This window comes from Rhodococcus sp. MS16 (assembly GCF_013277795.1).
GTDB lineage: Bacteria > Actinomycetota > Actinomycetes > Mycobacteriales > Mycobacteriaceae > Rhodococcus_F > Rhodococcus_F globerula.
On record NZ_VBTM01000001.1, the window covers coordinates 442,242 to 456,028 of the forward strand.

15 protein-coding genes and 1 pseudogene are annotated in these 13,787 nt (G+C 60.8%); 12 read left to right on the forward strand and 4 right to left on the reverse strand.

Annotation, left to right across the window (positions count from 1 at the left end):
• The 11 genes and pseudogenes from FEZ60_RS02100 to FEZ60_RS02145 all read left to right on the forward strand — a co-directional run bounded on the left by FEZ60_RS02100 (position 1) and on the right by FEZ60_RS02145 (position 9,893).
• Positions 1–486 (forward strand): FBP domain-containing protein, encoded by a 486-nt coding sequence (locus FEZ60_RS02100; RefSeq protein WP_045067557.1) that lies wholly within the window; start codon positions 1–3, stop codon positions 484–486.
• A gap of 142 nt (positions 487–628) precedes the next feature.
• The gene (locus tag FEZ60_RS02105; protein ID WP_172935438.1) at positions 629–1,072 is read left to right on the forward strand and encodes a helix-turn-helix domain-containing protein; all 444 of its coding nucleotides are present in this window, start codon (positions 629–631) and stop codon (positions 1,070–1,072) included.
• 10 nt (positions 1,073–1,082) lie between these two features.
• Complete coding sequence (locus tag FEZ60_RS02110; protein WP_033236256.1) at positions 1,083–1,493, forward strand: VOC family protein; 411 nt, start codon at positions 1,083–1,085, stop codon at positions 1,491–1,493.
• Positions 1,494–1,570: 77 nt separating this feature from the next.
• Positions 1,571–3,952, forward strand: a complete 2,382-nt coding sequence (locus tag FEZ60_RS02115) for an excinuclease ABC subunit UvrA (protein ID WP_202025582.1) — start codon at positions 1,571–1,573, stop codon at positions 3,950–3,952.
• A gap of 118 nt (positions 3,953–4,070) precedes the next feature.
• A complete protein-coding gene (locus FEZ60_RS02120; RefSeq protein ID WP_242484365.1) occupies positions 4,071–5,345 on the forward strand; it encodes a M23 family metallopeptidase in 1,275 nt (424 codons plus the stop codon).
• A gap of 59 nt (positions 5,346–5,404) precedes the next feature.
• Entirely contained in the window at positions 5,405–5,857 is a 453-nt protein-coding gene (locus FEZ60_RS02125) for a hypothetical protein (RefSeq protein WP_045068008.1), read from the forward strand.
• A 68-nt stretch (positions 5,858–5,925) separates the two neighbouring features.
• Positions 5,926–6,471, forward strand: coding sequence for a hypothetical protein (locus tag FEZ60_RS02130; RefSeq protein WP_172935440.1), 546 nt, complete (start codon positions 5,926–5,928; stop codon positions 6,469–6,471).
• Between the two features lie 434 nt (positions 6,472–6,905).
• Positions 6,906–7,394: a DinB family protein gene (locus FEZ60_RS02135; protein WP_172935441.1), complete on the forward strand. Its 489-nt coding sequence runs from the start codon at positions 6,906–6,908 to the stop codon at positions 7,392–7,394.
• A 246-nt stretch (positions 7,395–7,640) separates the two neighbouring features.
• Positions 7,641–7,910 (forward strand): annotated as a pseudogene (locus FEZ60_RS32325) (hypothetical protein); the annotation flags it as partial.
• 115 nt (positions 7,911–8,025) lie between these two features.
• Positions 8,026–8,835 carry a hypothetical protein gene (locus FEZ60_RS02140; protein WP_172935442.1) on the forward strand — a complete coding sequence of 270 codons (810 nt, stop codon included), beginning with the start codon at positions 8,026–8,028 and terminating at the stop codon, positions 8,833–8,835.
• The gene (locus FEZ60_RS02145; protein WP_116104387.1) at positions 8,832–9,893 is read left to right on the forward strand and encodes an ABC transporter substrate-binding protein; all 1,062 of its coding nucleotides are present in this window, start codon (positions 8,832–8,834) and stop codon (positions 9,891–9,893) included. Before FEZ60_RS02140 ends, FEZ60_RS02145 begins: the two co-directional genes overlap by 4 nt.
• 334 nt (positions 9,894–10,227) lie before the next feature.
• Here FEZ60_RS02145 and FEZ60_RS02150 read toward each other — a convergent pair whose 3' ends face one another.
• The 3 genes from FEZ60_RS02150 to FEZ60_RS02160 are packed head-to-tail and all read right to left on the reverse strand — an operon-like array spanning position 10,228 to position 13,076.
• Positions 10,228–10,824, reverse strand: a complete 597-nt coding sequence (locus tag FEZ60_RS02150) for a CHAP domain-containing protein (protein WP_106939785.1) — start codon at positions 10,822–10,824, stop codon at positions 10,228–10,230.
• Between the two features lie 27 nt (positions 10,825–10,851).
• On the reverse strand, positions 10,852–12,411 hold the full coding sequence (locus FEZ60_RS02155; RefSeq protein WP_033236163.1) for an MDR family MFS transporter: 1,560 nt from the start codon (positions 12,409–12,411) through the stop codon (positions 10,852–10,854).
• 32 nt (positions 12,412–12,443) lie between these two features.
• Positions 12,444–13,076, reverse strand: a complete 633-nt coding sequence (locus FEZ60_RS02160) for a TetR/AcrR family transcriptional regulator (protein ID WP_033236164.1) — start codon at positions 13,074–13,076, stop codon at positions 12,444–12,446.
• A 111-nt stretch (positions 13,077–13,187) separates the two neighbouring features.
• Between FEZ60_RS02160 and FEZ60_RS02165 the strand changes: the two genes are divergently transcribed.
• Positions 13,188–13,532: a zinc ribbon domain-containing protein YjdM gene (locus FEZ60_RS02165; RefSeq protein ID WP_045067564.1), complete on the forward strand. Its 345-nt coding sequence runs from the start codon at positions 13,188–13,190 to the stop codon at positions 13,530–13,532.
• A 9-nt stretch (positions 13,533–13,541) separates the two neighbouring features.
• Here FEZ60_RS02165 and FEZ60_RS02170 read toward each other — a convergent pair whose 3' ends face one another.
• A complete protein-coding gene (locus tag FEZ60_RS02170; protein WP_045067565.1) occupies positions 13,542–13,787 on the reverse strand; it encodes a hypothetical protein in 246 nt (81 codons plus the stop codon).

Below are 13,787 nucleotides of genomic sequence, written 5' to 3' on the forward strand. Positions count from 1 at the left end.
GTGCTGCCGCTCACCGAACGCGAAATTCGCGCGTCGTTCGTGAATTGTTCGAAAGGCGACGCAAAACGATTGCCGGTGCCACGGGATCTCGAGAAGCGCCCATGGGAAGACCTGGATTTCTTCGGTTGGAACGATCCGACCATGCCCGGGCGGGGATATCTGGTGATCCCGCAGGGCGACGAGTTAGTCGGCATCGCCCTCCGATACCAAACCGGCAAATCAGGTCGCGCGCAAATGTGCACCATTTGCCTTACGACGCATGGCAGCGGGGGAGTGTCACTGCTGACCGCCGCCAAGATCGGTGAGGCCGGCCGACGCGGCGACACCATTGGCACCTATATGTGTACTGACCTGGCCTGTCCGCTGTATGCGCGCAACAAGCGTCGGCCGTCGGCAGGGAACCGGTACCAGGAAAATCTCACCGAGCAGGAGAAGGCTGACCGCGTGGTTACGAACATCGCGGCGTTTGTGGCCATGTTGCGGTAGTAGATGCGTCGGAGCTAACACGGCTTGCAAACAGTGAGCACACATTTCAGCGTGCTGGAAGCCGTGTCAGCTTGACGAAACCACTGTCAGCTTCCCCGCGGAAATCGGCGAGAACGGGCGCGGACGTGGCACGATCAAACCTGTGACAAGTAGACCCGCGACCACGCAACAACTGCGCGACCTCGCGCTTCTTCGGCGTGTTCGTGACCGGATCGACCGGGAGTACGCGCAACCCCTGGACGTGGAGGCGCTTGCCCGCGGAGTGAACATGTCGGCCGGGCACCTCAGTCGCCAGTTCAGGCTGGCGTACGGCGAGCCGCCGTATTCCTATCTGATGACACGACGCATCGAGCGCGCCATGGCGCTGCTGCGTCGCGGTGATCTCAGTGTCACCGAGGTGTGTTTTGCCGTTGGCTGTTCATCGCTCGGTACCTTCAGCACTCGTTTCACCGAGTTGGTCGGCGTTCCACCGAGCGTCTATCGAGACGAGGCTGCCGGCGTGACCGAGGGCATGCCGTCCTGCGTGTCGAAACAGGTGACAAGACCGATCAGGAATCGAGAAGCGCCGGCCTCCAGCCGCAGATAGCGTGACACTCATGGACATCACCATTGCATCGAGTTTCCTTCCGCAGGACGACCCGGAGGCCGCCCTTTCCTTCTACCGCGACTTGCTCGGTTTCGAGGTCCGCCTCGACGTCGGCTACGACGGGATGCGCTGGATAACCGTCGGCCCGCCCGACCAGCCCAACACGTCGATCGTGTTGCATCCCCCGGCCGTCGATCCGGGTATCACCGACGAGGAGCGTCGCACCATCGTCGAAATGATGGCCAAGGGCACCTATGCCGGTATTCTGTTGGCCACCAAGGATCTCGACGGTACTTTCGAGCGGCTGCAGGCCGGCGACATCGACGTCGTCCAGGAGCCGACCGAGCAACCGTACGGTGTTCGGGACTGCGCCGTCCGCGACCCAGCAGGCAACTTGATCCGCATCCAAGAGCTCCGCTGAGTCAACTGAAGAGAACCGCGGCCACCCACACAGGGCGACACTGTGTGGGTGGCCCTCACCTGAGAGATGGAGACATGATGAGCACGGCTGAAATGGCGGAGCGAGAGCTACATGTTGCGGACACCCACGACCTGATCCGCGTGCAGGGCGCGCGCGTGAACAACCTCCAGGACATCAGCGTCGAAATCCCCAAGCGCAGGCTGACGGTCTTCACCGGTGTCTCGGGTTCGGGCAAGAGCTCATTGGTGTTCAGCACCATCGCCGCGGAGTCGCAGCGGATGATCAACGAGACGTACAGCGCCTTCGTTCAGGGGTTCATGCCGACTCTGGCGCGGCCGGACGTCGACGTGCTCGACGGCTTGACCACGGCGATCATCGTCGATCAGCAACGGATGGGCGTCGACCCTCGCTCGACGGTAGGTACTGCCACCGACGCCAACGCGATGCTTCGCATTCTCTTCAGTCGTCTCGGTAAGCCGCATATCGGTTCGCCCCAGGCATTTTCGTTCAATGTCGCGTCGGCCTCCGGTGCGGGTGCGCTCACCGTGGAGCGCGGTGGCCGTCAGACGAAGGAACGGCGGACCTTCAGCATCACCGGTGGAATGTGTCCGCGTTGTGAGGGGCGCGGCTCGGTCAACGATTTCGACCTGACGGCGCTGTACGACGACACCAAGTCGCTCAACGATAGTGCGATCACTGTTCCCGGCTACAGCGTGGACGGTTGGTACGGCCGGATTTATCGGGGATGCGGCTATTTCGATCCCGACAAGCCGATCAAGAAGTACACCAAGAAGGAACTGAACGACCTGCTCTACAAGGAACCGACGAAGATCAAGGTCGAAGGAATCAACCTGACGTACACAGGACTGATTCCGCAGATCCAGAAGTCGTTCCTGTCCAAGGATGTCGACGCGATGCAGCCGCACATTCGGGCGTTCGTTGAGCGGGCAATCACGTTCACCACATGCCCCGAGTGCGATGGCACACGGCTGAGTGAGGGTGCGCGATCGTCGAAGATCAAAGGCATCAACATCGCTGATGCGTGTGCGATGCAGATCAGCGATCTCGCGGAGTGGGTCGGCGGTTTGAAAGAACCGTCAGTGGCGCCCTTGTTGACGACGCTCGGTGAAACGCTCGACTCGTTCGTGGAGATCGGACTGGGCTATCTGAGCCTGGACCGGCCGTCCGGGACACTGTCCGGTGGTGAAGCTCAGCGCACCAAGATGATTCGCCATCTAGGGTCCTCGCTCACCGACATCACGTACGTGTTCGACGAACCCACGACGGGCCTTCATCCCCACGACATCGCGCGGATGAACGACCTTCTGCTGCAGTTGCGCGACAAGGGAAATACGGTGCTTGTCGTCGAGCACAAGCCGGAGACGATCGTTATCGGCGATCACATCGTCGATCTCGGCCCCGGCGCCGGCGCCGCGGGCGGAACTGTCTGCTTCGAGGGCACCGTTGACGGCTTGCGGGCCAGTGACACGGTCACGGGACGTCATTTCGACGACCGAGCTGCACTCAAAGCGAGCGTGCGAAAGTCAACGGGCGCAATGGAAATCCGTGGCGCAACCTCCCATAACTTGCAGAACGTCGACGTCGATGTGCCACTCGGTGTGCTGGTTGTGGTGACGGGCGTCGCCGGGTCCGGGAAGAGTTCGTTGATCCATGGCTCGCTCGCGAAGCGGGAGGGAGTGGTGTCGATCGATCAGGGCGCGATCCGCGGTTCGCGTCGGAGCAACCCCGCAACGTACACCGGTCTGCTCGACCCCATCCGCAAGGCGTTTGCGAAGGCCAACGGTGTGAAGCCGGCGCTGTTCAGTGCCAACTCCGAGGGTGCCTGCCCCACATGCAACGGCAACGGCGTCATCTACAGCGATCTGGCGATGATGGCCGGCGTTGCGACGGTGTGTGAGGAGTGCGAGGGGAAGCGGTTCCAGGCCGATGTCCTGGAGTACAAATTCGGAGGGAAGGACATCAGCGAGGTTCTAGCGATGTCGGCCGCCGAGGCTGAAGAGTTCTTCGGTGACGGTGAGGCTAAAACCTTGGCCGCACACAAGATTCTGGTGCGACTCGTGGATGTGGGGCTCGGCTACCTCACCATCGGCCAGCCCCTCACGACGCTGTCGGGCGGTGAACGTCAGCGCATCAAGCTTGCTACGCACCTGGCCGAAAAGGGCGGCGTGTACGTCCTCGACGAGCCGACCACAGGCCTTCACTTGGCTGACGTCGAGCAGTTGCTCGGCCTACTGGATCGACTCGTCGACTCCGGGAAGTCGGTCATCGTCATCGAGCATCACCAGGCGGTCATGGCACACGCAGACTGGATTATCGATCTTGGTCCCGGTGCCGGTCACGACGGTGGACGGATCGTGTTCGAGGGCACGCCGACCGATCTTGTCGCCGATCGCTCAACCCTGACCGGCCAGCATCTCGCGTCGTACGTAGGCGCCTGATCACGAGGAATTGACCTCTTTGTCCTGATCCACAAAATCAGGACAAAGAGGGTCTTCCGTGCCTAGGCTCGAAACAACTGGGCCGACGCACTGGGCAGGGGCCTGCTCTGGAGTTCGCATGACGACTTCACACAGCCCTTGGGCAGGGTGGGCAATCGCCGCCGCAGTAATGACGCTCGTCATCGCCGGGTGTTCATCGTCGATCGACACCACCGGACCGACCGTGCTCACGACGTCGACCATCGACAGTCGAGGGGGGATCCCGCGCGGCTATCCGACCGAAACCGACGTCACGTCGCCGTTGGTGATCTCGGCGCTCGGGCCGAATCCGATCCCTGTCACCGGGACTGACGGAATGCTGCACGTGGCCTACGAGATCGAAGTGCTGAACTTCTCACCGCGGCCCGCGACCATCACAAAGATCGAAACGCTGGCCGGGGGACCGGACGGGACCGTCGTATCGACCCTCGATCAGGGCCAAGTATCTGCGCGTTCGATTCTGGTAGGGAACTTTTCCTGGACGCCGTTCACCGAGATCCCGGTGGGGCGCACTGTGCTGATGGTGCTCGACGACGAGTACGAGAGCCCTGACGATGTTCCATCCGTAGTGACCCATCGACTGACTGCGACGTTCGGCCAAGCAACGCAGGAGGACGCTGCCAGTGCTGCGCGATATCCCGATAACGTCACGCAGTTCGGTGGAACAGTGATGACCAGCACAGACTTGCCGGTGGTTATCGGTCCTCCATTAGCCGGCGACAGTTGGGTGGTCGGGGACGGTTGCTGCGGGCTCTCGCAACATCGCGCGGGGATGATGGCGGTCGGTGGCAGGATCAACGGCACCGAGCGATTTGCCGTCGACTGGCTGAGGATGGACCCGGATGCAGTCCCGCTCAGCAGGTCTCGTGGTGACGGATCGAAAAATGAGGACTACTTCGCCTACGGCGCGCCTCTGCTGGCGGTGGCCGACGGCACCGTCGTGGCTGTCGTCTCGGGCGAGCAGGATCAAATGCCGCAACAAGTTCCGAAGGACATGCCGTTCGATCAATTGGGTGGCAACTACGTCATCATCGACATCGGCAACGGAAACTATGCGTTCTATGCCCACCTGAAACCGATGTCGGCGACTGTGAATGTAGGGGATCTGGTGACCACGGGTCAGGTGATCGGGAACCTCGGCAACTCGGGCAACACCTCAGAAGCGCATCTGCACTTCCATGTGTCACGGGCGGCGGTGCCGCTGTCCGGCGACAATGTGCCCTACGAGATCGACAGCTTCACGTTTGTCGGATCGGCAGATACCGGCGCTCTCGTCAAGGGACCGAACGAGGGTGACCGCACCGACCAGTTGCCGCTCGACGGGGCAGTCGTTAATTTTCCGCCTGTGCCCTGATTTTCAGACTTTCTCGGACATCAACCTTCCATCCGCTCGTGTCGGTCTACTGTGAGTCCATGGGGCGAAGGGGCCGACACGCTGCAGTATTGCTGTCAATCGGGACGTTTGCGCTGACCGGTTGTGTGTCCAATACAGATGATCCGAAGACCTTTGCTGCCGTGGTGACCGTCATCGGGGACGCTGAACGAGTCGATCCGGATTCCGGACAGTGCATCGTCGGAACAATCGCGGTCGCGCCGAACGACACGATATTCGTTGATGGAGGAAGCGGCGCCGCATCGACAAGGTCTGTGCTGGAAGTCGACTCCGTGGAACAGAATCCCGATGGCACCGGTACCTGCACGTATGTGGCGCGCTTCGATGCCATCCCCGCGAATCAACGCAATTACTCACTCACGGTGAGCAGTTCAGCGCCCTACGCGGGGAGTTTCACGTCACCGGAGTTCACCACGGACGAACTCGAGAAGGGCGCGACATTCCAACTTCATGCGTCGGCTCCTGAACCATGATCAGACCCGCGAGTCGGTGGCACCCGTGATGTCAGTCTGGCCACTGCCGCGGTGGGATACTGCGGATCATGAATTGGAAGAGTCCCACCGAGACAGGATGGTCTGTGCGTATCGCGGCGGACCTCTCGTCCGTCGCGATATTCGACCCTGCCGGAATAGTGCGCGCCGAACTCTTTCCAGCGCAAGGCGACGAGTTCAACGCGCATTTCGGCAGGTTGAAGCGGGAGACAATCGCCGAACGGATTGATCGCTTCGGTCCCGCACTGATCAAGGGCAAGCCAGCTACCTTGCGATTCCCGGACGGCACGGCTGTGAGTGTCTCGGACGAGAAGCGTCATGGGATGCGGCGCAGGAACAAACTCTGCGAAGTTGCGGTCGCTGGGCGCCACTACCGGTTCGAACATTCCTCAGGTCGTAAGGCAGCAGCGCGGCGCGACGGAATCGAGCTGGCTCGGTACGTGCGTGCGCGTGGACTTCGTGCAATTGAGGTGTCGCGCAAGAGTTTGTCCGCGACGGACGACATCGACGAGTGCGTGCTGACGCTGTTTCAGAAGGTCATCTTGCCGGGGCGTGAAGGTGCATTCGGCGAGATCATGTCCGCCCTCAGTATCTGAACATCTGGCGCATCGTCGGACAGTTGAGACAACTCGACGAAGCGCTTGCCTGTCCAGGCTCCGAATCCCTTCCCTGCGATAGATTTTCGGCAGCCCCGCCAGTGCTACCTTCGCTGCACCTGTTCGAGGTTGTTTCACGGAACAGGCTGTCAAGACATCCTTAGCCTAGGTGGGTGCGCACACGGAAGGCGTCCGATCAGATCCCGGCAGCGTTCGGGTCAATTTCCTTTCCCGAATCGCACCTGTGCGATAAGCTGCGCTTTGGCAGCAGTTCACAAGCATCCTGGGCTGCGGTACTGGCGCTGGCCATTCTGGCGGAACTCTCGAGCGCGTACTCCCTGACAGCGAGCGGATCGCTGCGTTCCATTACTCACTTTGACTGGCACAGGGTGTCTTGGCTTGACCAACCCTACAACAGAATCGAGTGAAATCTTATGTCCATCAACACAAGTACTATCGGCACGGAGCGTTCGATCATCGAGAACATGCTCGACCAAAGCCGTGAGGCATTGATCGAGGCCGTACGAGGCCTGTCTGAAGCTGACTCCCGCCGACGGCTCGTCGCCTCGCTGACGACACCGATCTCGTTGATCAAGCATGCCGCTGCCGCGGAACGGATCTGGTTTCAACGGATTTGGGCAGGACTCGATGAATCCGAATGTGATGTATACTCGCGTCGCGACGAGGGCACCTTCGCTGTCGCCGACGACGAGTCGCTGGCAGATGTCATTGCGGAATTCGAGCGCGCCAGCCAACGATCACGGGTGATCGTGTCCCGTTTCGACCTTGACGACAACGTGGACAACCCGCGCGAGGGAAAAGTCAGCATGCGATGGACACTGCTTGCCATGACCCAAGAGTTCGCCCGGCACGCAGGTCACGCCGATATCCTTCGTGAACAGATCGAAAAACCCATTCAGTGACAGCCGAATTCGTGATTGAGTACCGCTGCGCAACTTGCGCAGTCATCGGAGCTACTGACGGAAGTTCCGTTCTTCGCCAACCGTGCGAAGTCTGCGGCCTTACGCGCTGCAGACATACGCGTCGAGCGGTCGAAGTTCGTTATCCGAGTGTTCGTTCGAACAATGTGACGCTCAACGAGTCTGCGTCGAAATCGCGTCGACCAACCTCGCGGAACCCGCACCGCCCGTAGTAGTTACGCAGCGCGAGATTTCGCTAATCAGCAGGGATCGGCCGGCGCTGACGTCGCGGGATACACAACCTCGGGTTGGGGTCACATCCACACCATCTACCGAGACCCCACCAATGACTATGCCAACAGTGTTACGCAGCAGGATGCTTCCGGCATGGGCGGCGGGGGAGCGCCGGCCAGGTCGTTGGGCACCTCGCCGAGGCGGCTGACTCTGGGAATTGAGCGTTCGCAGGGGATCGCTCAACCCCTCGCTTCCCGGGCCTGTGTACCGCCGACCGTTATGTGAGTGTTAGCCTACGCTAACCTAAATCCTGACGTGATGGTGAGAACCCACTCACCACGCAACGGCCTCAACGAATTGGGCCATCAGGAAGACCCGAGCGCCTAACGGAGACGACGCGATGAGCATTCAGACGGACTACGACCTCGATGAGTCGAGAGACGAGGACGTCGGTCGCCATCCACAAACCGCCGCGCCGCGCCGCGGAGTTCATTGGCCGACAGTCGCGGTGTCCACGTGTGCGGCAATGGTTGTGGGGATTGCGATCCCCGGACTCGTTCTGTTTGGTATGAACCTCGGCGACCAGGAACGTCAAGTGGTCGTGACCATGGCTTCTCCGGCGGGGGCCGGCACCGCGGGCTCGACCGCCGCTGCGGCCAACGACGGCGTCACGGTGCTCGAACCTCAGGTTCCGGCTCCGGCGGCCGCCCCCGCACCTGCAGCGTCGGCCGCGGTCAGCGCCCCGGCAGCGGGCGCAGCACCTGCCTCGCCCAGCGCTCCGGCGGCGAGTGCCGCGCCGGCGGTTGCATCGGCACCCGAGGAGCCGTCGACGCCGGACGTTGCCGAACTGAACAGTCAACTCCAGCGCGGACTCAACTCGGCGACAAGTGACGCGGAGGTCGCTTCCGCGCTCGAAGGCGGCGCAGCCGGCGTACCCACCGTGCGCGCTGTGGGAAGCGCCCTGAACATCGCGGCCGGAATCTATCGCTGGGATCTCACGGACCCGGTCACGGTGACCGACGAGGTGGCGCGCGCCCAGCTCGTGACGTCGTTGCCCGGCTCTGCGCCGGGACAAGCGACCCTCAAATGGTATTGGATAGACGGGCAGTGGAAATTGAGTAACGACAGTCTTTGTTTCTTGGCGCATCGCGCTATGGCCACGTGCACCGTCCCGGGTAATCCCGGCGGACCGAATGGACACCCGCTGTGAAGCGCGCACTCTCCGCCGCATTTGTTGCCCTCGCACTTCTCCTGACCTCGTGCGGCGGGAACTCCCTCGACACTGCCGAGGGGGAAACAGTCACCGTCACCGGCAAATTCGGTGAAGCCCAGGTACCACTCGGCGCCGAGCGGGTGCTCCCGTTGTCGCCGCAGGACGCGGACATGGTGATCTCGATGGGTGTCTCACCCATTGCACTGCCCACCGATACGAACATTCTCGTCTCGACAAACGGCGTCGGGGCGTGGCCTTGGCAGGTCGATGCATTGGCCGACATGGGGTATCAGGTGTTGCCGCCGAACCCGGGCGGTGGCGTCGACGCGCTGTTGTCCGCCGGTGACAAGGAGATTCCGACACTGCTGTTCGAGGGTGACCCGCAGTCGTACGTCGAACAGATTGTGGCCCTTGATCCTGACGTCATCGTTGCCACGGGGCAATGGAGTCTCAATGAGCGTGCCTATGAGCAGCTTTCGAGCATTGCCCCGGTCGTGCATTTCGACGAACAGGCAAACGTGGAACCGTGGCAGGACTCGACGCGCAAGATCGGCAAGGCGCTCGGTAGGGAGGACGAAGCGCAGGCCGCCGTCGGATCGGCCGAAGCCGACCTGGCTGCCGTCCGCGCAGCGCACCCAGAATTCGAGGGCGTGAATTTCAACGCGGTGATCGGAGATCTGAACGGGCAGCTGTACATCCTCGCCGGTGAGGATCGCGGTATCGGAATGCTCATGAATGACTTGGGTTTCCAACTGACCGACTGGGCGCAGACAGTGCCGACCGATGCTGACGGGCGAGGAGTGATCAGCTACGAGTATGTCGCCCAACTCGACACCGACATCGCGGTTGTCATCTCACCAGCGGGGGACATCGACTACATGCGCGACAACGAGCAGTGGCGCAATCTGTCTGCAGTCCAGCGCGGTTCGGTTGTGTCGATTGCCCGCAACTCCGGAGTGCCGAATGCCCTTGGATTTCCGTCCCCGATTTCGCTGCCGTGGGGAGCGGACCGAATCACCAACGCGCTGAGTACCGCAGTATCACGCACTTCGTGAGCTGAGCGGACGTGAATCTCCAGGTGTAGACAGCGCGTCGTAGCCCCGAGTCAGGGGAGTCGTCTCGCTTGCAGTCACATCGTCGGAAGGGTTGGCAGAGCATCTGCCAGCCCTTCCGTTTTGTGGGAAGAGCGGCCAGGTTCAGCTAGATCAGATTGGCGAATTCCCTTTGGCGGAACGTTTCATTCGCAAAGTCAAATAGTCAGTGGGCGACGGAAACACATAATTTACCGAATATATTTCCGAAGTTCGATCGACCCAACGCACACCAGAAACCGACCACGTCACCAACCGTTCACTCACCTGGCAACATCTACGAGAAGGGGGTTGGTCGTCAGAACGACCCGAACCCCACGATGCCGGCGACATCATCAGGGTTGAACCGGTGAAGCATCACCGAATTGTTCTCGTTGCCGCCGACGGTGGTGACAATGCCGGCGTCATTGCGGAGCACGATGTTGACGTGCTGCCCGAAGGGGCTGGAATCGTCGTACAGAATCGTGTCGCCGGTCTTCAGTCGATAGTCCTGACCGAGCGGCACAAATGTTCCGACGGATTCGTAGTACTCCTGCAGTGTGTAGACGCCGGGGATTCGCCACGAACCGGAATTGGGGTTCGAATACGGCATGCCGATTTTGTTCATATTCCAACTGACGAAGTCAGCGCACCAGGATTCTTCGACACCTTCGGCATACGTGGTGCCGGGTGCACCGGATTCCCATTCCTTCTCGAGTGTCGCCAGTAGTTCACTCTGTGACTGACTTAGTGTGCTGCGGTCGAGGGTGGGGAAGGCGTCGAGTGTCTCGCCGGCAAGCGCGTCGTTGCTGCGCGTGACCCACCAGAATCCGCCGGCGATGACAATTGCCAGCACAGCGCAGAATCCGACCAGAACCACAAACGTGGATCTGGTCGGATTCTTGTCTGCTGACATCACGCCACAATAGCGAACAATCGGTTTCTACTCGATCGGCGCTGCCGAGCGGTCGATAGTGGTGGCCAGCGGCTTCTCCTTGACGAAGAGCAAGAGGATCACCGCTGCGACTACCAGCGGAACGAGGTACATGAAGATCGGGGCGAGCGCGTCGTTGTAGGCGCCTACGATGATTTCGCGGATTTGATCCGGCAATTTCCAGAGGATTCCCGGAGTCAACGAGTTCTCTTCACCGCCGACACCGCCGCCGCCGGCTGGCAACCGCTCCGCGAGCAGATTCGACAACCGCGATGCGAAGAGGCTGCCGACGATCGCGCTACCCAATGAGGCGCCGATCTGGCGGAAGAAGTTGTTCGACGCTGTTGCGGTGCCGACTTCGGCTGCGGGGAAGGTGTTTTGAACGATCAGGATCAGGATTTGCATGACCAGACCGAGACCGACACCCATGATCGCGATATAGATTCCGAACACGACAAGTGAGGTCGACGGAGTCAGCCTGGAAAGTAAGACCAAAGAGACGGCGACGATGGACGTGCCGACGATCGGAAAGGCTTTGTAGCGCCCGGTCTTGCTGACGATCTGCCCGGAACCGATCGAGGACACCAGCAGTCCCGCCATCATCGGAATCATCATCAGGCCGGCTTCGGTGGCGTTCTTGCCGGTCACCATCTGAATGTAGGTAGGAAGGTAGGCGAGAGCGCCGAACATTGCGATGCCGATGATCAGTCCGGCGGTGGTGGTCAGTACGAAGTTGCGCTCCGAGAACAGGTGCATGGGAATGACAGGTTCGGTTGCTCGTCGCTCGACCATGACAAAGGCAATTGCGCTGACGATGCTGCCGATGATCAGCCCGATGATGACGGCCGAATCCCAGTCGTAAGTGTTGCCGCCCCACGTCGTGAACAGGATCAAGCAGGTTGCCGAGGTTGCAACCAGGATCATGCCGGGGTAGTCGATGGACGGCTTGCCAAGCTTGGGCTTGGGTAGATGCAGGAAGGCCGACGCACTGGCTATCGCGAGCAGACCCAACGGGACGTTGATCCAGAACGCCCACCGCCAACCGATGCCTTCGGTGAACCAACCGCCCAGGAGTGGGCCCGCGACCGACGCGAGGGCAAAAACGCCGCCCATCGCGCCCATGTAGCGGCCGCGCTGCCGGGCCGGAACAACGTCGGCGATGATGGCCTGCGACAGCAGAATAAGACCGCCGCCGCCGAGTCCCTGAACTGCCCGGCCGGCGATGAGCGTGGTCATGTCGTGGGACAAACCGCCGATTACAGAACCGACGATGAAAATGCTGATCGCACCGATGAACAGCCCTTTGCGGCCGATCAGATCGCCCATTTTTCCGTAGACCGGCATCATGATCGTCGACGCCAGGATGTATGCCGTTGTCACCCACACCATGTGGTTGACGCCGTTCAGTTCGCCGACGATGGTGGGCAACGCCGTGCTGAAGATCATCTGGTCGAGGGATGCCAGAAGCATCGTGATCATCAGGCCGACGAACACCAGGATGATGGATCTTTTGTCCGACGTGGTGTCGGGTTCGTCTGCGCTTGTGGGTGCAGCTTCTCGAGTGGACATAGGGCTCCTTGGTGACGAGAGCGGTAGACGAGCTAGTGGGCGGACCGCAGGATGTGGGCCATCAACGTCAATGCGGGATCCACGAGTTCGGCTCGCGGACGATCTCTTTCGCTTTTCTGCCAGGCACGAAACACGTATCGCATCGAGGCTCCGGCGATGATCACGGTGGCGGTGGCCTCATCGGCCGCCGCCATATCGGCGGGTAGTCGACCATGGGTTGGTCGTTCGAGTAGTTCCTCCGTGAGCATCCGGGTGAGCGTGTCCTCGAGTTCGTGGAACGTGGCCAGATGCTGTTGGAGCAAGGTCGGGTGTCGCTCGAACAATTGGCGTCGGTGGACGAGGAGATCGGGTCGTTCGTCCATGATCTTCATCGCTTCGGCGAAGACGGCCAGCGCTCCGTGGAGGGGGTCGTTCGGGTGGGCGTCGAGTAGTTCCGAGATCACCTCTGTGGGCGGGACGACTATCGCGATTCCGCCGATCGCTGCGTCCTTGGTAGGGAAGTAGTTGAAGAATGTGCGCGTGGACAGATCGCAGGCTTCGCAGATTCGTTCCACAGTCACTTCGTCGTAACCCAGTTCCAGCACGAGTTCGACGGCGGTGCGTTCGATCAGTTCGCGTGTCGCAATTCGCTTACGTTCTCGAAGGCCTAGTGTTTCGCTACCCATGCCTTCAATAATTGCACAGAGTGCAAACTTTCATCGAGTGCAAAATATTTCCCAATCGCTGGTTATGAAGTGCAAAAGTCGGACAGACGGGGCGGCGGATAGGCTGATCGCGTGGAAGACACCTTGCCGCCGTGCCCTGAATGTTCCAGTGAGTTCACCTACGAGATGGGTGCGCTCATGGTGTGCCCCGAATGTGCACACGAGTGGTCGACGGAAGACTCGGCCGCCGAAGAAGATGGCGTCATCAAGGACGCCGTCGGAAACGTACTCACCGACGGTGACACCGTGACGGTCATCAAGACACTCAAGGTCAAGGGCAGCCCCACCGGAATCAAATCCGGCACGAAGGTGCGAAACATCCGTCTGGTCAAGGGGATCGGTGATCACGACATCGACTGCAAGGTCGACGGTATCGGCCCGATGCAGCTGAAGTCGAGCGTCGTCAAGAAGGTCTGACGAACCCCGTCAACTCCGGGGTGCTCCGCTCGCGATTCGGGATCGCTCGGCCATGCCGTCACTTTTCACGATCACGTACACCAGTCCCGACACAAAGGGGACGAGGAGTAGGAAACACACCCAGAGTGCGCGCATCCACCCCGATGTCTGACGGTCACGGAACAGATCGGCGCTGATCTCGAACAGCAGTACCAGGTAAGACAGCAGCGCGAGAGAGATGACGCTGAGCCAGAAGACCGTCCAGAAAGAATCCAT